The organism is Plantactinospora endophytica (genome assembly GCF_016862915.1).
In the GTDB taxonomy this organism is placed as follows: domain Bacteria; phylum Actinomycetota; class Actinomycetes; order Mycobacteriales; family Micromonosporaceae; genus Plantactinospora; species Plantactinospora endophytica.
Genome location: NZ_BONW01000021.1, coordinates 34,758 through 52,971 on the forward strand (window position 1 = coordinate 34,758; position 18,214 = coordinate 52,971).

An 18,214-nucleotide genomic window follows, 5' to 3' on the forward strand; every position below is an offset into this window, starting at 1 on the left:
AGTCCTCCCTACACGGTGTCGACGGAGCAGGGCCGGAGCCCGGTGGACAGGCTGGCGATGGCGCTGTACGCCGCCGGGGTCAGGTCGATGATCCGGTTGGTGCCGCAGGCCGACCCGCAGCAGGCCCGCTCGCCGCAGAACAGGTCGGTCTGCGGTCCGCAGTCGGCGATGGCGGTGCCGACCCGGGCGCCGTTGCAGAGGTTGGTGGTGTAGTGCGTGAAGCCGCAGGTCCGCCGGGACAGGCTGGTGCCGCAGACGTCGGGCCGGGTGATCGCGAGACAGGCGGCCGAGGTGTTCGGCCAGGCGTGCTGGAAGTTGCCGGACGTGCAGGTGCCGCAGGCACCCCGGCCGGTCGACGCGCACGGACCCCAGGCGCTGCCGCAACAGAACCAGGACACCTCTCCGGTCACAGCTGCCATGATCGGTCCTCCCTTCGGGGGTTAAGGGAAACGACGTTGATCAATATTGACGACAATTGTTACGACAGAAACCCACCGAGTCAATAGATATACATGAAACTTTTCTTCAACTGCGCCCAGCCATTCACGACTGATCACGGCTGATCACCGCCAACCACGGCCGATCAGGGCCGATCAGCGCCGATCACGGCCAGGAACTGACCGGAATCGCCGCTAGCGTGTGCGCATGGCAACCGCCGACACCGACCCGTCCCACGGCCGTCCCGCGAGGCTCCGCTGATGCGCCGGCTCACGTTCGCGCAGGTGTGCGCCCGGCGCCTGGCCCGGCAGGGGCTGGCCGGCCCGCTGCCCGGCGCCGCTCCGGCCGACGTCGCGGCCCGGCTCGGCGGGGTACACGCCCAGGTGCTCTCCGCCGCCGAACTCGCCGTCGGGCTACGTCTCGACGGCGCCACCCGGGTCGACGTACGCAAGGCACTGTGGACGGAACGCAGCCTGGTCAAGACCCGTGGTCCACGCTTCACCGTGCACCTGCTGGCCACCGCCGACCTGCCGATCTGGACCGGTGCGCTGTCGGCCCTGCCGGTACGCCCGCTCGAACTGCTCACCGAGGAGCAGGCCGAGCAGGTGATCGCGGCCATCGCCGACGCGCTCCGGGACGCGGAGCTGACCACCGACGAGCTGACCGAGGCGGTGGTGGCGCGTACCGGACCGTGGGCCGGAGAACCGGCGATGGCGGCGTTCCAGGGCTGGTGGCCCCGGTGGGTCGAGGCGATGTCGCTGGCCACCCGGCGCGGCGCGCTGTGCTTCGGACCGAACCGGGGACGGCTGGTGACGTACACCAGCCCGGCCCGGTGGCTGCCCGGATTCCGGCCGGCCGACGGGCGTACCGCCGCCGCCGAGGTGCTCCGGCGCTACCTGTACGCGTACGGGCCGGCCACCCCGGGACAGGTCGCGCAGTGGCTGGCAGCGCCGAAGCGGTGGACCACGGAACTGTTCGACTCGCTCGCCGACGAGTTGGAACAGGTCGACGTGGCGGGTTCCCCGGCCTGGGTGCTGGCCGGCGACACCGATGCGCCGGACGATCCGCCGCGCGGGGTGCGACTGTTGCCGTACTTCGACGCGTACCCGGTGAACTGCTTTCCCCGCGCGGACGTCTTTCCCGGCCGGGCCGCCATCCGGGCGCTGGCCGGCGGGCAGGCCGGCAACTATCCGGTACTGCTGGTCGACGGGGTGGTGGCCGGGGTCTGGCACCAGCGCCGTTCCGGCCGGCGGATCGACGTCACCGTGGAGTCGCTGGCGGAACTCACCGGCCCGCGGCTACGCGAACTCGACGAGCAGGTGCAGCGGATCGGCGAGGTGTTGGAGGGCACTCCACGGCTCACCCTCGGCGAGGTGACCGTCGGCCCGCACGCCTGAAACCCGGCCCGCACGCCTGACCCGGACGCCCGAGCGGGCGACGGCCGGCCGGTCACGGTTCAGGCTCAGAACAGGGTCAGTTCGTCCCGCTCGATGCCGCGCAGCCGGTCGTAGTTGACCACCACGCACCGGATGCCCCGGTCGGTGGCGAGCACCCGGGCCTGCGGCTTGATCTCCTGAGCGGCGAAGATCCCGCTGACCGGCGCCAGCAGCGGATCGCGGTTGAGCAGCTCCAGATAGCGGGTGAGCTGCTCCACCCCGTCGATCTCGCCGCGCCGCTTCACCTCCACCGCCACGGTGGCTCCGGCGCCGTCCCGACAGAGCAGGTCGACCGGGCCGATCGCGGTCATGTACTCCCGACGGACCAGCGTGAACCCCTCGCCGAACTCGACCGGGCTGGCGGCCAGCAACTCCTGGAGGTGCGCCTCCACGCCGTCCTTGCGCAGCCCCGGGTCGACACCCAGCTCGTAGGAGGTGTCCTGGAAGATCTCCTCCAGGGTGATCCGCAGCTCCTCGCCGGCCTTGTTGACCACCCGCCAGACCCCGGGCGCCTCTTCCAACCGGCACGGCGGGCTCATCCAGTTGAGCGGCTTGTAGGCCCGGTCGTCGGCGTGGATCGAGACCGACCCGTCCGCCTTCACCATCAGCAACCGGGTCGCCAGCGGCAGGTGTGCCGAGAGCCGTCCGACGTAGTCCACGGAACACTTCGCAATCACCAACCGCACCCGACGAGGGTAGCGGAGCGGCCGACCTCCGGCCGACGCGCCGTCCTGGCGAGTCGGTGCCATCCTGGTACCCGTGTTGGAAGCCCTCACCGGAACCGGTCTCGCGGCATCGGCCGGACTCAACGCGTACATCCCGTTGCTCACCATGGGGCTGCTGGCCCGGTACACCGACGTGGTGAACCTGCCCGGCGGCTGGCAGTGGATCTCCAACGGCTGGGTGCTGGCGATCCTGGCGGTGCTGCTCGCCGTCGAGACGGTCGCCGACAAGGTGCCGGTGGTCGACCACGTCAACGACGTGGTGCAGACCGTCGTCCGGCCCACCGCCGGTGGACTCGCCTTCGGCGCCGGCTCCGGGGCGGAGACGGTCACGGTCAGCGATCCGGGGCAGTTCTTCGGCTCCAGCCAGTGGGTGCCAGTGGTGATCGGGGTGCTGATCGCGCTCGGCGTGCACGGGGTGAAGGCGGCGGCCCGGCCGGTCATCAACGCCGGTACGGCCGGCTTCGGTGCCCCGGTCGCCAGCACCGCCGAGGACGCGACGAGCGTGGTCTTCTCGCTCACCGCGATCCTGCTGCCGGTGCTGGTACTCGTCTTCCTGCTGCTCGTACCGCTGCTGGTGGTCTGGGTGGTGCGCCGCCGTCGGCGCCGCCGGGCGGAACGCCGGGCCGCCAGGGTCGCCGCCCGGGAAGAGTCGATGATGGAGTACTGACCGCCCGGGGCCACGGCGGCGTGCTCGGGCTGGCATCCTCGACCGGGTGCTCGCGAAGATCCTTCGGATGTCCCTGGTCGCCGTCACCGCCGCCGCGCTGGCCGGCACGCTCGTCCTGGTGGTGACCGTGATCCGCGACGGCACCACCTCGGCGACCTCCGCGGACTCGGCGCCCCGGTTCGATCCGGTCGAGGCCACCGTGCCGGCGACCGGCGGTGCCACCGGCAGCCCGCCGCCAGCCACGTCCGGCCCGGTCAGCCCGACACCGTCGCCCGACCCGCGCACGTCCCGGCCGGGCAGTGTCGACCGCCCCGGCGCCACCCGGCCGGGCAGCCGTCCGCAGGTGGTCGACCACGGGCCCCGCTCGGGCAACCTGGTGGCGCTCACCTTCGACGCCGACATGACCGACGCGATGCTCGGCAACCTGCGCAACGGCCGGGCCCGGTCGTACGCCAACCTGCGGATCGTCGAGCTGCTGGAGCGGCAGGAGATCCCGGCGACGTTCTTCCTCACCGGCAAGTGGGTCGAACGCTATCCGGAGCTGACCCGACGGCTGGCCGGAAATCCGCGCTTCGAACTGGCCAACCACACGTACGGGCACCACGCCTTCACCCGGAACTGCCACGGTCTACCCACCCTGCCGGCCGCCCGGCTGACCGAGGACGTGGCCCGGACGTTCCGGGTGATCGAGCCGTACGGCGGCCGGCAGACCCGCTACTTCCGGTTCCCCGGGCTCTGCCACGACGCCGCCGCGCTGGACGCGCTCGCCCCGCTCGGCGTGACCGTGGTGGACGGGGACGTGATCAGCGGTGATCCGTTCGCCAAGTCATGGCGGCCGATCGTGAAGGCGGTGCTCTCCACCGTCCGGCCCGGTTCGGTCGTCGTGCTGCACGTCACCGAGGAGAACGCGGCGATGACCGACGAGGCGCTGCCGCACATCCTGGCCGGGCTGCGCGACCGGGGACTGCGTCCGGCGGTGTTGTCGGAGGTGCTGGCCGGCGGGTGATCCGGCCGCCCCGGTGACCGGTACGCCCGCTCCGTCACGCATAGTTGACCCATGGCAGAGCAGCTCGCGATCTCCGTACGGGGGTTGCGCAAGGCGTACGGCGGCACCGTCGCCGTGGACGGCGTCGACCTGGCGGTGTCCCGTGGCGAGGTCTTCGCCCTGCTCGGCCCGAACGGTGCCGGCAAGACCACCACGGTGGAGATCCTGGAGGGCTACCGGCACCGGGACGCGGGCGAGGTCAGCGTGCTCGGCGTCGACCCGGACCACGCGGACGGGCGGTGGCGGGCCCGGGTGGGCATCGTGCTCCAGGGCACCGGCGAGTTCGACGACCTGACCGTGGCCGAGGTGGTACGACACTTCGCCGGCTTCTATCCCGACCCGGACGATCCGGACAAGGTGATCGAGCGGGTCGGGTTGGCCGGCAAGGCGAAGGCGCGTACCCACACCCTCTCCGGCGGGCAGAAGCGCCGGCTGGACGTGGCGTTGGGCATCGTCGGCCGGCCCGAGCTGCTGTTCCTGGACGAGCCGACCACCGGCTTCGACCCGGAGGCCCGGCGCGAGTTCTGGGAGCTGATCCGGGACCTGGCCGCCGCCGGCACCACCATCGTGCTGACCACGCACTACCTGGACGAGGCCGAGGCGCTGGCCGACCGGGTCGCGGTGATCACCGGCGGGCGGCTGGTCGAGGTGGCCGCGCCGGCCCGACTCGGCAACCGGGCCGAGGCGCTGGCCACGGTCTCCTGGCGTACCCCGGAGGGTGCTGTCGAACGGGTGGAGAGCGCGACGCCGACGGCGCTGGTCGCCGAGTTGGCCGCGCGGTTCGGCGGCGAGGTGCCGGGGCTGACCGTGACCCGGCCCACCCTGGAGGACGTCTACCTACGGATGATCGGGCACCGATGAGCACCTCGACCACCGCACCGGAGACCGCCAACGGGCTGTCGACGCCCGCGCCGCCCCGGCGGGTCGGGCCGGTCGCGCTGGGCCTGCGGCAGGGCCGGCTGGAGGTACGCCAGTTCCTGCGCAGCCGGGAGTCCGTGGTCTTCACCATGCTCTTCCCGGTGGTGATGATCCTGATCTTCGCGTCGATCTTCAAAGGTGAGATCGGCGGCGGGGTCCGGTTCACGCAGTACTTCGTGACCGGCATGATCGCTACCGGCCTGATGACGGTCGGCTTCCAGAGCCTGGCCATCCAGATCCCGATCGAGCGGGACCGGGGCGTGCTCAAGCGGTTGCGCGGCACTCCGATGCCGAAGTGGGTCTACTTCGTCGGCAAGATCGGAATGGTCGCCGTGATCGGCGTCGCCGAGACCGTACTGCTGCTCGCCGTCGCCGCGCTGCTCTTCGACCTCACCCTGCCGCAGACCGCCGGCGCCTGGTTCACCCTGCTCTGGGTCTCGGTACTCGGCATCACCGCCTGCACCCTCTGCGGGATCGCCTTCTCCTCGCTGCCCCGTACCGGGCGCGGCGCGTCGGCCACGGTGACCCCGGTGGCGCTGGTCCTCCAGTTCATCTCCGGGGTCTTCTTCGTCTTCACCAGCCTGCCGTCCTGGATGCAGCAGGTCGCGGCGATCTTCCCGTTGAAGTGGATGTGCCAGGGGCTGCGCGCGGTCTTCCTGCCCGAGTCGTTCGGCGCCCAGGAGCCGGCCGGCTCGTTCGAGCTGGGCCGGGTCGCCCTGGTCCTCGCCGCCTGGTGCGTCGTCGGGCTGGTGCTCTGCCTGACCACGTTCCGCTGGACCAGCCGCCGCGACGGCTGAGCCGCCGGCCGCCGGAGCGGCCGGCGCGCACCGGTCAGTACGAGTAGAAGCCCTTCCCGGTCTTCCGACCCAGGTCACCGGCGGTGACCATCCGCTGCAACAGCTCCGGCGGGAAGAACTTCTCGTCGGCGGTGTCGGCGTAGATGTTCTTCGTCGCGTGCAGCAGCACGTCGGCGCCGGTCAGGTCGGTGGTGGCCAGCGGACCCATGGCGTGCCCGAAGCCGAGCTTGCAGGCGGTGTCCAGGTCCTCCGGCGAGATCACCCCGGACTCGACGAGCTTGACCGCCTCCATCACCAGGGCGGTGATCAGGCGGGTGGTGACGAAGCCGGCGATGTCCCGGTTGACCACCACGCAGGTCTTGCCGATCTCCTCGGCGAACGTCCGGACGGTGGCCAGGGTTTCGTCGCTGGTCTTGAAGCCCCGGACGAGTTCGCAGAGCTTCATCATCGGTACCGGCGAGAAGAAGTGGGTGCCGACGACCGACTCCGGCCGGCCGGTCACCGCCGCGATCTGGGTGACCGGGATCGCCGAGGTGTTGGTGGCCAGCACGGCGCCGGGCGCGCAGATCTTGTCCAGTGCCCGGAACACCTCCTGCTTGATCTCCAGCCGCTCGAAGACCGCCTCGACCACGATGTCGGCGTCGGCCGCCGCCTCCAGCTCGGTGGTCGGGGTGATCCGGCCCAGCGTCGCCTCGACCTCGTCGGCTCCGATGGTGCCCTTGGCCGCGAACTTCTCCAGGGACGTACGGATGCCGGAGAGGCCACGACGGGTGGCGGCGTCGTCCAGGTCGCGCAGTGTCACCTGCCAACCCGCCCGCGCCGCGACCTGCGCGATGCCCGAACCCATCAGTCCGGCCCCGATGACCGCGAGTCGACCCGCCATCTGCTCACTCCTTCGGCTGGATTTGTGTCCTCGCAGAGCACCTTAACGGTCGGCCCGGTCACTACTACCCGTCGGTAACAGGTTCGGGCCGGCGGTACCCCGGGGGCATGTCCGGGGTACCGCCGGCCCGACGGATGGCGCGCGGGTGCGGTCGGTTCAGCTCGCGCGCAGCGGAGCGAGCGCCCTGCTCCAGGCCACGGTCTGGTCCAGTACGACACCGAGGGCGTCGGCCTGGTGCGGGCCGGGCTTGAAGACGCTGTAGTTCTCGAAGTCGGTGTGCAGCGAGAGCGCCACCTGGGCGCGTACGTCGGCCATCATCAGTTCGCCGGCGATCAGGCGCAGGTGCTCGACCGCCCGGGCGCCGCCGACCGAGCCGTAGCTGACGAAGCCGACCGCCTTGTTGTTCCACTCGGCGAAGAGGAAGTCGATGGCGTTCTTGAGCGCGCCCGAGGTGGAGTGGTTGTACTCCGGCGTCACCATCACGAACCCGTCGAACGAGGCGATCTTGGCGGCCCACTCCAGGGTGTGCGGGTTGGCGTACTGGCCCATGCTCGGCGGGACGGCCTCGTCGAGGTGCGGGAGCTTGTAGTCGAGCAGGTCGACCAGCTCGTACTCCGCGTCGGTGCGCTGGCTGGCCAGCTCGTGGACCCAGCGGGCCACCGCCTCGCCGTTACGCCCGGGACGGGTGCTGCCAAGAATAATCGCGATCCTAGTCATTCCGGTACTTTCCCCTCCGAAGTAGGCAACACAAATGTGCTTGCCGCGTCAAGCAAATAGTCGAGTACTTGCTTTGTCAAGCAATCGCCGTGCTAGTGTGTTCTCCATGACAGCGCCGTTGCGCCCGTTGAGCAGCGACGAGGAGGCGGTGGTCCGGGCCCTGGGCCGGGCGATCATCGTCGTGCCGCGTGCGCTGGACGCCGACCTGACCCGCGAGCAACGCCTGTCGATCAACGAGTACGCCGCGCTTATGCACCTCTCCGAGGCACCCGACCGGCTGATGCGGATGAACGAGCTGGCCACCGCCTGCGACCTCTCGCTCAGCGGGATGACCCGGATCGTCACCCGGCTCGAACAGCAGGGCTTCATCCAGCGGATCCGCTGCCCCGAGGACGCCCGGGGCTGGAACGCCGTGCTCACCGACGCCGGGCTGACCCGGCTGCGGGAGGCGTACCCGACCCAGCTCGCCAGCGTACGGCGACACGTCGTCGACCATCTCGACGGCCTGGACCTCCGGCAACTCGCGGACGCGCTGCGCCGCTTCGCGACGACCGGGACCTGCGCGGAGCACTCGGACCCGGCACCCGGGTCCGCCGCCTGACCGAGCCGGCCGCCGACCGGTCATATCGTGAACGCCGGCTCTTCCGGCGCGGTCGCCCGCTCCACCTCGACGCCCAGGCTCCGCAGGTCGGCGATGAAGTCCGGATAGCCCCGATCGACGTGGTGCACGTGCGACACCTCGGTCACCCCGTCGGCGCAGAGGCCGGCGATCACCAGTCCGGCGCCGGCCCGGATGTCGGTGGCCCGGACCGGCGCGCTGGACAGCCGCTCCCGCCCCCGGACCACCGCGTGGTGGCCGTCGGTCTTGATGTCCGCGCCCAGCCGGGCCATCTCGTTCACGAACATGAACCGGCCGTCGAAGATGTTCTCGGTGACCAGCGAGGCACCCTCGCTCACCGAGGCCAGCCCGATCGCCATCGGCAGCAGGTCGGTGGCGAAGCCCGGGAACGGCAGGGTGACCACGTCGACCGCCGAGGGTCGCCGGTCCAGCCGTACCCGGAACGCGTCGGGCCGGGTCTCGACCAGGCAACCGGCCGAGACCAGCTTGTCCAGCGCGATCTCCAGGAAGGCCGGGCTCGCACCGGTGACCGTGACGTCACCCCGGGTCATCGCCGCCGCGAACGCCCAGGTGCCGGCGACGATCCGGTCGCCGACCGTGGCGTGCCGGACGGGCCGCAGCTCAGGAACCCCCTCGATGCGCAGCATCGAGGTGCCGGCGCCCTCGATCTTGGCACCCATCCGGGTCAGCATGGTGCAGATGTCCACGATCTCGGGTTCCCGGGCGGCGTTGTCGATCTCGGTGACGCCCCTGGCCAGTACCGCCGCCATCACCAGGTTCTCCGTGGCGCCGACGCTGGGGAAGTCGAGCCAGATCGTCGCGCCGCGCAGCCCCCGGGGCGCCGAGGCGATCACGAAACCGTGCTCACCGGAGATCTCCGCGCCCATCCGGGCCAACCCGGCCACGTGCATGTCCAGGCCGCGCGAACCGATCGCGTCGCCGCCGGGATGGGCCACCCGGACGTACCCGCGCCGGGCCAGCAGCGGGCCGAGCACGCAGATCGAGGCGCGGAGCCGGCGTACCAGGTCGTAGTCGGCCTCGGTACCCGGATCCGGCGGCACCTCGATGGTCACCGCGCAGGACCGGGGAGCACCGCCGTCGCCGTCGCCGCCCGCCGGGTCGGCTCCGTCGTCGTCGGCGAACGACACCTGGCAGCCGAGCCGGCGCAGCACCTCGGCCATGATCGCGATGTCGGTGATCCGGGGTACGTTCGTGATCACGCTCCGCCCCGGGGCGAGCAGTGCCGCCGCCATCAGCTTCAACGCGGAGTTCTTGGCCCCCACGACGTGCACCTGGCCGGCGAGCCGGGCACCGCCACTGACTCTGATCACGTCCACGTCGCAAATCGTAGAGTCGTCCGCCCCGCCCGGCCCGAAGCCGTCCGGCCAGCCCGGCTCCGCCGCCGCCCCGGGCCGCGCGGCCGTGGCCGGGGTCGACGTCCGTACGCTGTTCGTCATGGCCGTCCACCTCACCCGCATCTACACCAGGACCGGCGACGCCGGCACGACCAGGCTGAGCAACAACGAAGAGGTCGCCAAGACCGACCCGCGGATCGGCGCGTACGCCGACGTCGACGAGTGCAACGCGGCGATCGGGGTGGCGCTGGCGCTCGGCCATCTCGACGAGGACGTCCGGGGCGTGCTCGGCACGATCCAGAACGACCTCTTCGACGTCGGCGCCGACCTGGCCACCCCGGTCGAGCCCGAGCCGGCGTACCCGCCGCTACGGGTCACCGAGGAGTACGTGCGGCGCCTGGAGGGCTGGTGCGACCGGTACAACGCCCGACTGGCCAAACTCGACTCCTTCGTCCTGCCCGGCGGCACTCCGGGAGCGGCGCTGCTGCACGTGGCGCGCACCGTCGCCCGGCGCGCCGAGCGCTCGGCCTGGGCCCTGGTCAGCCACGAACCAGATCGAACCAACACTCTTCCGGCAAAGTATCTCAACCGCCTCTCGGATCTGCTGTTCATCCTGGCAAGAACCGCAAATCCGGCCGGCGATGTGCTATGGGTCCCGGGTGCCCAGCGCTGATCCGCCCGACCCCGGGACGGTATTGCCCGGTGTGACCCCCGAGCAGTCATCCGTCCCGCCTGGCGGACTGCACCACGTCGAGATCTGGGTACCGGACCTCGACCGGGCGACGGCGAGCTGGGGCTGGCTGCTCGGCGAGCTGGGCTGGACGGCGTACCAGAACTGGCCGGCCGGCCGCTCCTGGCGGCTCGGCCCGACCTATCTGGTGCTGGAGTGCTCGCCCGCGCTGTCGTCCCGGCGGCACGACCGGCTCGCGCCCGGACTCAACCACCTGGCCTTCCACGCCGGCCCGCCCGCCGAGGTGGACCGGCTCGTCGCGCAGGCCCCCGGGTACGGCTGGACGTTGCTCTTCGCCGACCGCCACCCGTACGCCGGCGGGCCGGAGAACTACGCCGGCTACCTCACCGACGAGTCCGGGTTCGAGGTGGAACTCTGCGCCTCGTCAGGTCCCGTCCCCGGCATCTGACCGGCCGGACGCCTCCCGGCCCGCCGGTGCGCGCCGCCGACCCGTGGGGCCGGTCGGCCGGCGCGGCTGCCGCAGCGGCGAGAAGCGGACCGACCGGAGTCGCCGACGCGGTGTCGACAGTCCCGGGCCGGCCTCCTGGTCGGCGGGTCGGCGGTCCGGATCGCCCCGGCCCCGGCGAGCTGGCGGTGCCGGTCGGGTGCTGCCGGCGTACCCGGTCGGGCCGGAACGGAGCCGGCGGTGCAGCCACCAGCCGGCCAGCACCACGGCGGCGGCCACCAGCACCAGTCCGGCGGCCGGGCCGACCATCCCGGTGAGCCGGGTGTAGGAGGCCCCGACCCCGTAACCGGCCAGGATGGTGCCCGGCACCCAGACCGCGACCCCGAGCGCGTTGAAGAGCACGAACCGCCGGTACGGCACCCCGGCGGCCCCGGCCACCCGGGCGACGAGGGTACGCCCGAACGCCAGCCACCGGCCGACGAGGATCGCCGGACCGCCCCGCGCGACGACCATCGCCTCGGCCCGCCGCCAGCGCTCCGCCCCGATCCACCGGGCCAGCCGACCCGCCCGGACCCGGGGGCCGACCAGCCGCCCCTCCAGGTAGCCGAGCTGGTCACCGGCGAAGGCGGCGAGGGTGCAGACGGTCAGCGCGGTGAACAGGTCGAGATATCCGCTTCGGGCCAGCAGCCCGACCGCGAGCATCGTGCTGGCGGCCGGTACCAGGATGCCGGCCAGCACACCCACCTCGGCGGCGAGCAGCGCCCCGGCGACCAGGTACAGCCAGCCCGGCGACAGGGTGCTGAGCCGGTCGACGAGTCCAGTGGGATCCACCCCTACACGGTGCCCGGCCGGACCGCTGGTCGGCGTCGTGCCGCCGGTCGTACCGGCTCCGCCGAGTGGCCGGCGGAAGGCTCTCCTCCCCTAGGGGAACTCCCCGTCCGGTTCACCGACCGCCGCCGCGGCCGGCGGGCTCCCGGCCCGGGCCGTCCGGGATCGGCCGGAAGTCGTCGTCGACCAGGCCGAGCCGGTGCGCGACCACGGCCGCCTGCACCCGGTTGCGCAGCCCGAGCTTCTCCATCGCCGCCGAGACGTGCGTCTTGACCGTGGTCACGCCCAGGTGCATCCGCGCGGCGATCTCGGCGTTGGAGAGCCCGGCGCCGACCAGGGCCAACACCTCGCGTTCCCGGCCGCTGAGCAGTCGCCGGCCCGACGGCCGCAGGCTGTCCGCCCCGCGTTCGGCGTCCTCGGTGTGCGCCCGCAGCGCCCGGTGCACGATCCGGGAAAGCACGGCCGGCGCGAGCAACGGCTCACCCCGGGCCGCCCGGCCGACCGCGTCCACCAGGTCCTCCGGGGCGCCGTCCTTGACCAGGTAGCCGATCGCGCCGGCACCGAGCGCCCCGTAGATGTTGGCGTCGTCGGCGAAGGTGGTCAGCACCAGCACCCGGGTCGCCGGATGCTGGTCGAGGATCCGACGGGTCGCCTCGATGCCGTCCATCCGGGGCATCCGCAGGTCCATCAGCACCACGTCCGGGCGGAGCCGCTCGGCCAGCCGTACCGCCTCCCGCCCGTCGCCGGCCTCGCCGACGATGTCGAACCCGCCTGCGGTACGCAGCAGCAGCGTCACGCCGGCCCGGACCAGGGCCTGGTCGTCGACGACGAGGACTCGTACGGTCACCGGGACCGCCCGGCCGGTTCCGCGTCGACCGTCCGGGTCGACGTCTTCTCCCGGATGGTCGGCGTCTTCTCCCGGATCGGCAGGTGTACGGCGAGCCGCCAGCCGCCACCGCCGGTGGGACCGGCCAGCAGCGTGCCGCCGAGCAGCCGGACGCGTTCCCGCATCCCGGCCAGCCCGTGTCCGGAGGGTGGCAGCAGTGACGGCCGGGGCTGTTCCGGGCCGCTGTCGACCACCTCGACCAGCAGCCCGGTGCCGTCCGGCCGGATGTCGACCGAGGCGGTCGCCCCCGGTCCGGCGTGCTTGAGCGTGTTGGTCAGCCCTTCCTGGACCACCCGGGCGGCGGTGGTACGCACCACCAGTGGCGCCTCGCCGACGTCGTCGGCAAGGTTCATCCGGACCGTCACCCCGGCCGCCCGGACCCGCTGCTCCGCATCCATGATCAACTGCTCCGGTTCGATCGGCGGTCCACCGGCCACGACCGCGTCCGGGTCGCGCAGCACCTCCAACAGTGCCCGCAGTTCGTCGAGCACCTGGCCGGCGGTGACCCGCAACTCCCCCAACGCCTGCACCGCGTCGTCCACCCGGCCGGTACGCCGGGCCGCGTACTGCGCCGCGCCGGCCTGGAGGGCGATCGCCCCCACGTGGTGCGCGACGATGTCGTGCAGGTCACGGGCGATCGCCGCCCGCTCGGCCAGCCGCGCCGCCCGGGTCTGGATCTCCTGCTGCTCCTCGACGTCCCGGGCCCGTTCCTCGGCCGACTGGGCCACCCGGCGTACCCCGCCGAGGTAGCGGGCCAGCCAGACCGGGGCGACGCAGATCCCGAAGAACCCGGCGAGCTGGACGAGCCCCTGCTGCCCCGGAAGCAGTCCGGCGCTGCCGGGGCCGATCACGTACACCAGCGAGGCCGCGTACGACAGCCCCAGCGCCACCGCCGTCACCGGCCAACTGGCGGAGTACGCGATGAGCCCGAGCGCGATCATGGCGCCGACCTGGGCGACGTCGCCGCTCAGCGGGGTGGTCCAGTTGGCGAGGCCGAGCAGCAGGCACTCGGCCAGCAGTACCGGCCACGGCCACCGGCGGGCCGCCACCAGGAGCAGCCCGGCGGCCACCGTCACCGCCATCGGCAGCGGCTCGCTCCCCAGCACGGGCCAGCCGATCTTGGCCAGCCCGAAGGCGCCCCCGACCAGGCCCATCAGCACATCGGGCCACCACCTCCGCTGATCCCGCACCTGGGCAACGATACGGAGCCGGAGGTCAGGCGGCGACTCCTGCCATCGGCCCCGACACCTCCTCCGAGTGGCCGGTACACCGACCGGCCGGACGACAACGAAGGATGATCAGGTCGCCTAGCTTCGGTCCGTGCCCACCGAGATGATCTCGTTTTTGGCCCAGTTCGCCCGCTCCCCCCTGGCGACCGGCGCCATCGCGCCCAGCGGGGTACCGCTCGCCGAGCGGATAACCGCGTCGATCCCGCGCAGCGGTGATCCGCTGGTGGTCGAGCTCGGTCCGGGTACCGGGGCGTTCACCCGGGTGATCCAGCGCCGGCTGGCCGGCCAGGGGCGGCATCTCGCGCTGGAGATCAACCCGACCTTCGCCGAGCGCCTGGCCCGGGAGTTTCCCGGAGTCGACGTGCTGGAGGCCGACGCCGGAGCGCTGCCCGGGCTGCTCGCCGAGCGGGACCTGCCGCCGGCCCAGGTGATCGTCAGCGGCCTACCGTGGGCCGTGTTCAGCGCGCAGAAGCAGCGGGAGATCCTCGGCTCGGTCGTCGAGGCCCTCGCCGACGACGGCGTCTTCACCACCTTCGCCTACCAGCACGCCCGCTGGTCGCCCCCGGCCCGCCGGCTGCACCGCAACCTGCGGGAGCTGTTCGAGGAGGTCGTGGTCGGGGCGACGGTCTGGGCCAACCTGCCGCCGGCGATGGTCTACCACTGCCGCCGACCGATCCGGCACCTGCCGGGCGAGGAACGCGGCGCGTCGGGCCGCCACCCCGGGCCGGCCCGACCGGGGAACCGGTCCGCGCAACGCGGACCGGAGCCGAGCCGCCCCTGACCCGACGCCGCCCGCTTCCGCACCGGCCACCCCGCCCGCTTCCGCACCCGCCACCCCAGACGCGCCGGCCGCACCGGATCGACGCTGTCGACCACCGTGTCGCCCCTGGCCCGACGCCGTCGCGCCCCGACCCGCGCACCGGATGGTGCCCTGGTCGGGGCTGGTCGTGTAGCGGTCGGGGCTCAGTCGCGCAGGACCAAATGAGAAACCGCCCCCGGAGGGGCGGACTCAAGCCAGGAGAGAAAGCCGGTGACCGTGGACTTCGCCATCGCGATCTCCACGGGTGCCTGGTGACTGACACATCGCAGGATCACCCAGTCCGCAGGCATGATCAGCCGCTCCTGGCCCTCGGGCAGCCGTCGACGCTCCACCGCCAGGCCGCGCCGGGACAGCACCCGTTTGGGCCGGAGCGCGAAGCTGAACATCCGGTACCAACGGAGTTCGGTCTCGGCGAACCGGGCGAAGCCCGGCGACCAGCCACGGCCGTCGAGGATCGTCGAGACCCGCACGCTGAGCCGGATGATCCCGCCGGACCGGGTCATCAGGGCCCGCCGGACGAAGAGTGCCGCGACCGCGAGGAGCAGCACAAGTACGCCGATTCCGATCCAACGCAAGACCAGCATCGACGTGGCTGGTCAGTGGCTCGCGGACTCGGTCACCGGGCTGGCGCTCTCGGCCAGCACCGTGACACCGGAGCCGGTCACCGAGAGGAAGCCGCCGTTCACCTCGTAGGTCAACTGCTCGCCACCGGCCAACTTGATGCGTACCTGGCCGGGCTCGGCGAGCTGACCGAGCAGCGGCGCGTGTCCCGGCAGAACCCCGAGCTCGCCCTCGGTCGTCCGTGCGACGACCATTTCGGCCTCGCCCGTCCAGATCTTTTCCTCGACGGCGACGAGTTCGACCTGAAGCTGTGCCACGCTGTCTCCTTGCTGCGGCGGCGGGATTGGGGAAAGTCTAATCCGGCTCCCGCCGCCGCTCCCAGCCGGGTGGCTCCTCTCTCCGGGACGCTCACTTGGCCTTGTTCAGCAACTCCGGGTTGTTGATCACGAAGCTGTCGAGGGTACCGGCCTTGATCGCGGCGAAGAACTCGTCGGCGATCGGCTGGAACTTCTCGCCCTTGTAGTTGCTGCCGGTGCCGACGCCGCCGCCCGGCAGCTTGATCATCTGGATCGAGTCCGACCGCAGGTTGCGCATCGCGAAGCCGAAGTCGATCAGCTTGTTCCCCCGGCCACTGAAGATCAGCGACTTCCCGGCCGCCCGGATCACCTTGTCCAGCTTGATCGGGTTGGTCACCACGTCCTTGCTCAGCGCCTGGTCGGCCATTGCCCGGACGAACTGCTGCTGGTGCCGCTGGCGGCCGTAGTCGCCGTCGGTGACGCCGTTCTCCGGGTACCGCTGCCGGACGTAGTCCAGCGCCTGCCAGCCCTCCAGGTGCCGGGTGCCCTTCTTGTACTGCGCCTGCGGCCCGAGGTAGCCGCCGCCACCGCGCTTGAGCGTCCGGTGCGTACCGTCCGGGCGGCGGTGCTCCGACTTGACGTTCTGGTCGATGTACATCGTCACACCGCCCATGGCGTCGACGATCTTCAGGAAGCCGCCGAAGTTGATGATCGCCCCGGCGTCGAACCGCTTGATCCCGGTCACCTTGGAAACCGTCATGGAGAGCAGTTCGAAGCCCTGTGCCGCGCTCGGCAGCTTCTCGCCGGGCACCTTGCTGCCGTACGACATCGCGGCGTTCAGCTTCGTCTTGTCGCCGGGGAAGTCGGCCTTGGGGAACCGTGGGATGTCCACCAGCAGGTCCCGGGGCAGCGAGAAGAGGTACGCCGAGTCCATCGTCTCGTTGACGTGCAGCACCATGATCGAGTCAGCCAGCGGCGGGGTCTCCGGCTGCCGCGGGTCGATGCCGACCAGCAGGATGTTCAGCGGGCCCTTGATGTCCGACTTCTTCTCCGCCGCCGGTGCTCCGGCCGCCTGGTCGCCGAAGAGGTCCTCCTCGGTCACCGCGCCCTCGAACCGGGCGAGCACCGTCTCCAGGCCGACCAGCACACCGCCACTGAGCACGACCAGCACCGTGCCGAAGATCGTGCAGAGCTTGGCCCATCTCGGCACCAGGGACTTCTTGCGCCGTCCCTCCCTGATCGGCCGTCCGCCGCTGGACAGGTCGCCGACCCGGTCGAGGTCGACCAGTCCGACACCGCCGTCCCGACCGTCGTCCGGCCGACCCGCCCGGCCGGTGGACCGGCCAGCGCCCTTGCCGCCCTTGCTCACTGCGTCTCCATCCGTCGCGCCCTGCGAATCTCGCGCCCGTCAATAGAGACGGACCGACGGGGCGGAAATGTTGCAGAGACTAGCTTCGGAACATGTCGGGCACCACGCCGGTACCCGTGGTGCGACCGGCCGGCCCCGGGCGGACCCGGCGCCGAACCGCGCTCACCTGGCCTTGTTCAGCAGTTCGGGGTTGTTGATGACGAAACTGTCGACGGTGCCGGCCTTGAGGGCGGCGAAGAACTCCTCGGCGATCGGCTGGAACTTCTCGCCCCGGTACGAGCCGCCCTGGGTTACGCCGCCGCCCGGAAGCTTGATCATCTGAATCGAGTCGGAGCGGAGGCCGCGCATCGCGAACGCGAAGTCGACCAGGTCGTGGCCGCGACCGTTGAAGATCAGCGACTCGCCGGCCGCCCGGAGCACCGAGTCCAGCTTGATCGGGTTGGTCACCACGTCCTTGCTCAGCGCCTGGTCGGCCATGGCACGGACGAACTGCTGCTGGTGCCGCTGCCGGTCGTAGTCGCCGTTCGGCAGGCCGTACCGCTGCCGGACGTAGTCCAACGCCTGCCAGCCCTTCAGGTGGGCGTCGCCCTTCTTGTACTGCGCCTGCGGCCCGGTGTAGCCGCCACCGCCCGGCTTCAGCGTACGCATCGTGCCGTCCGGTTGCCGGTGCTCCGACTTCACGTTGGTGTCGATGTACATGTCGACGCCGCCCATCGCGTCGACGATCTTCCGGAAGCCGTTGAAGTTGATGATCGCCCCCGCGTCGAACCGTTCGATCCCGGTCACCTCGGAGACGGTCTTGGAGAGCAGTTCGAAGCCCTGCGCCGCGCTCGGCAGCTTGCCGCCGGGCACCTTGCTGCCGTGCGCCATCGCGGCGTTCAGCTTCTCCGTCCCGCCCTTGAAGTCGGCCTTGGGGAAGGCCGGAATCTTCACCAGCAGGTCCCGGGGCATCGAGAAGAGGTACGCCGAGTCCAGCGTCTCGTTCACGTGCAGCACCATGATCGAGTCGGCCAGCGGCGACCACTCCGGGGTCCGCGGGTCGATCCCGACGAGCAGGATGTCCAGCGGGCCCTTGATGTCGGAGGTCTTCTCCGGCGTCGCCCCGGCCGCCTCGTCGCCGAAGAGGTCGGCCTCCTGCACCGCACCCTCGTAGCGGGCGAGCACCGCCTCGAAGCCGACCAGCCCGGCACCGCTGACGAAGACCAGGACCGCACCGAGCATGGTGCAGATCCGCGCCCAGCGCGGCACCCGGGACCTCTTCCGGTGCTGCCGACCGGTGCCTGTGCCGCTCTCACCCACCAGACATCTCCGTTCCTAGCGCGCCGCGTCATCCGGGCGGGCCCACGGGTCAGAGACCGTGCTGGTCAACGCTGGGGGGTTGCGGGCCGCCAACGACGGTACCCGGCAAAGTCGGGTTACCAAAGCACTGGAACCAGCGAAAGACCGGATAAAACGACCAGGGCGTACGAGTGAACAGCGGGTGAAGACG

Annotated in this window: 21 protein-coding genes; 9 read left to right on the forward strand and 12 right to left on the reverse strand. The window is 71.5% G+C overall.

Annotated features, from left to right (window positions below; translation table 11 throughout):
• Positions 1 to 8: 8 nt before the first annotated feature.
• Complete coding sequence (locus tag Pen02_RS21150) at positions 9 to 419, reverse strand: RlpA-like double-psi beta-barrel domain-containing protein (RefSeq protein ID WP_203867836.1); 411 nt, start codon at positions 417 to 419, stop codon at positions 9 to 11.
• Positions 420 to 698: 279 nt separating this feature from the next.
• On the opposite strand from Pen02_RS21150, the gene Pen02_RS21155 reads away from it, so the two are divergent.
• On the forward strand, positions 699 to 1,835 hold the full coding sequence (locus tag Pen02_RS21155) for a winged helix DNA-binding domain-containing protein (RefSeq protein ID WP_203867837.1): 1,137 nt from the start codon (positions 699 to 701) through the stop codon (positions 1,833 to 1,835).
• A 65-nt stretch (positions 1,836 to 1,900) separates the two neighbouring features.
• Here the strand turns inward: Pen02_RS21155 and nucS are convergent, their stop codons facing one another.
• Positions 1,901 to 2,560, reverse strand: coding sequence for an endonuclease NucS (gene nucS, locus Pen02_RS21160; RefSeq protein ID WP_203867838.1), 660 nt, complete (start codon positions 2,558 to 2,560; stop codon positions 1,901 to 1,903).
• Between the two features lie 73 nt (positions 2,561 to 2,633).
• On the opposite strand from nucS, the gene Pen02_RS21165 reads away from it, so the two are divergent.
• The 4 genes from Pen02_RS21165 to Pen02_RS21180 are packed head-to-tail and all read left to right on the forward strand — an operon-like array spanning position 2,634 to position 6,026.
• The gene (locus tag Pen02_RS21165; RefSeq protein ID WP_203867839.1) at positions 2,634 to 3,266 is read left to right on the forward strand and encodes a DUF4126 domain-containing protein; all 633 of its coding nucleotides are present in this window, start codon (positions 2,634 to 2,636) and stop codon (positions 3,264 to 3,266) included.
• A gap of 46 nt (positions 3,267 to 3,312) precedes the next feature.
• Positions 3,313 to 4,272 (forward strand): polysaccharide deacetylase family protein, encoded by a 960-nt coding sequence (locus tag Pen02_RS21170; protein ID WP_239141049.1) that lies wholly within the window; start codon positions 3,313 to 3,315, stop codon positions 4,270 to 4,272.
• A 51-nt stretch (positions 4,273 to 4,323) separates the two neighbouring features.
• On the forward strand, positions 4,324 to 5,172 hold the full coding sequence (locus tag Pen02_RS21175) for an ABC transporter ATP-binding protein (protein ID WP_203867840.1): 849 nt from the start codon (positions 4,324 to 4,326) through the stop codon (positions 5,170 to 5,172).
• Positions 5,169 to 6,026, forward strand: a complete 858-nt coding sequence (locus Pen02_RS21180; RefSeq protein ID WP_203867841.1) for an ABC transporter permease — start codon at positions 5,169 to 5,171, stop codon at positions 6,024 to 6,026. Before Pen02_RS21175 ends, Pen02_RS21180 begins: the two co-directional genes overlap by 4 nt.
• 34 nt (positions 6,027 to 6,060) lie before the next feature.
• Here the strand turns inward: Pen02_RS21180 and Pen02_RS21185 are convergent, their stop codons facing one another.
• A complete protein-coding gene (locus Pen02_RS21185; protein ID WP_203867842.1) occupies positions 6,061 to 6,909 on the reverse strand; it encodes a 3-hydroxyacyl-CoA dehydrogenase family protein in 849 nt (282 codons plus the stop codon).
• Positions 6,910 to 7,065: 156 nt separating this feature from the next.
• Positions 7,066 to 7,626 (reverse strand): NADPH-dependent FMN reductase, encoded by a 561-nt coding sequence (locus tag Pen02_RS21190; protein ID WP_203867843.1) that lies wholly within the window; start codon positions 7,624 to 7,626, stop codon positions 7,066 to 7,068.
• 106 nt (positions 7,627 to 7,732) lie between these two features.
• Between Pen02_RS21190 and Pen02_RS21195 the strand changes: the two genes are divergently transcribed.
• A complete protein-coding gene (locus Pen02_RS21195; RefSeq protein ID WP_203867844.1) occupies positions 7,733 to 8,227 on the forward strand; it encodes a MarR family winged helix-turn-helix transcriptional regulator in 495 nt (164 codons plus the stop codon).
• A gap of 20 nt (positions 8,228 to 8,247) precedes the next feature.
• On the opposite strand, the gene murA is transcribed toward Pen02_RS21195, so the two are convergent.
• Complete coding sequence (gene murA, locus Pen02_RS21200; protein WP_203867845.1) at positions 8,248 to 9,702, reverse strand: UDP-N-acetylglucosamine 1-carboxyvinyltransferase; 1,455 nt, start codon at positions 9,700 to 9,702, stop codon at positions 8,248 to 8,250.
• Here murA and Pen02_RS21205 point away from each other — a divergent pair.
• Positions 9,701 to 10,273 carry a cob(I)yrinic acid a,c-diamide adenosyltransferase gene (locus Pen02_RS21205; RefSeq protein WP_203867846.1) on the forward strand — a complete coding sequence of 191 codons (573 nt, stop codon included), beginning with the start codon at positions 9,701 to 9,703 and terminating at the stop codon, positions 10,271 to 10,273. The genes murA and Pen02_RS21205 overlap by 2 nt on opposite strands.
• Before the next feature lie 22 nt (positions 10,274 to 10,295).
• Positions 10,296 to 10,739 carry a VOC family protein gene (locus tag Pen02_RS21210; protein WP_372445648.1) on the forward strand — a complete coding sequence of 148 codons (444 nt, stop codon included), beginning with the start codon at positions 10,296 to 10,298 and terminating at the stop codon, positions 10,737 to 10,739.
• Here Pen02_RS21210 and Pen02_RS21215 read toward each other — a convergent pair.
• The 3 genes from Pen02_RS21215 to Pen02_RS21225 form a co-directional block, all read right to left on the reverse strand.
• Positions 10,716 to 11,567: a DedA family protein gene (locus tag Pen02_RS21215; RefSeq protein ID WP_203867848.1), complete on the reverse strand. Its 852-nt coding sequence runs from the start codon at positions 11,565 to 11,567 to the stop codon at positions 10,716 to 10,718. The two genes, Pen02_RS21210 and Pen02_RS21215, sit on opposite strands and share 24 nt — an antisense overlap.
• Before the next feature lie 112 nt (positions 11,568 to 11,679).
• A complete protein-coding gene (locus Pen02_RS21220) occupies positions 11,680 to 12,411 on the reverse strand; it encodes a response regulator (protein WP_203867849.1) in 732 nt (243 codons plus the stop codon).
• Positions 12,408 to 13,640 (reverse strand): sensor histidine kinase, encoded by a 1,233-nt coding sequence (locus tag Pen02_RS21225; protein WP_203867850.1) that lies wholly within the window; start codon positions 13,638 to 13,640, stop codon positions 12,408 to 12,410. The genes Pen02_RS21220 and Pen02_RS21225 overlap by 4 nt, the downstream gene beginning before the upstream one ends.
• Positions 13,641 to 13,770: 130 nt before the next feature.
• Between Pen02_RS21225 and Pen02_RS21230 the strand changes: the two genes are divergently transcribed.
• Entirely contained in the window at positions 13,771 to 14,460 is a 690-nt protein-coding gene (locus Pen02_RS21230; protein ID WP_203867851.1) for a class I SAM-dependent methyltransferase, read from the forward strand.
• 182 nt (positions 14,461 to 14,642) lie between these two features.
• On the opposite strand, the gene Pen02_RS21235 is transcribed toward Pen02_RS21230, so the two are convergent.
• The 4 genes from Pen02_RS21235 to Pen02_RS21250 all read right to left on the reverse strand — a co-directional run bounded on the left by Pen02_RS21235 (position 14,643) and on the right by Pen02_RS21250 (position 18,027).
• Positions 14,643 to 15,083, reverse strand: a complete 441-nt coding sequence (locus Pen02_RS21235) for a DUF2550 domain-containing protein (RefSeq protein ID WP_107260442.1) — start codon at positions 15,081 to 15,083, stop codon at positions 14,643 to 14,645.
• A 12-nt stretch (positions 15,084 to 15,095) separates the two neighbouring features.
• Positions 15,096 to 15,377, reverse strand: coding sequence for a F0F1 ATP synthase subunit epsilon (locus Pen02_RS21240; protein ID WP_203867852.1), 282 nt, complete (start codon positions 15,375 to 15,377; stop codon positions 15,096 to 15,098).
• A 91-nt stretch (positions 15,378 to 15,468) separates the two neighbouring features.
• Positions 15,469 to 16,617, reverse strand: coding sequence for an LCP family protein (locus tag Pen02_RS21245; RefSeq protein ID WP_203868230.1), 1,149 nt, complete (start codon positions 16,615 to 16,617; stop codon positions 15,469 to 15,471).
• A 270-nt stretch (positions 16,618 to 16,887) separates the two neighbouring features.
• Positions 16,888 to 18,027, reverse strand: coding sequence for an LCP family protein (locus Pen02_RS21250; protein WP_372445649.1), 1,140 nt, complete (start codon positions 18,025 to 18,027; stop codon positions 16,888 to 16,890).
• Positions 18,028 to 18,214 lie beyond the last annotated feature (187 nt).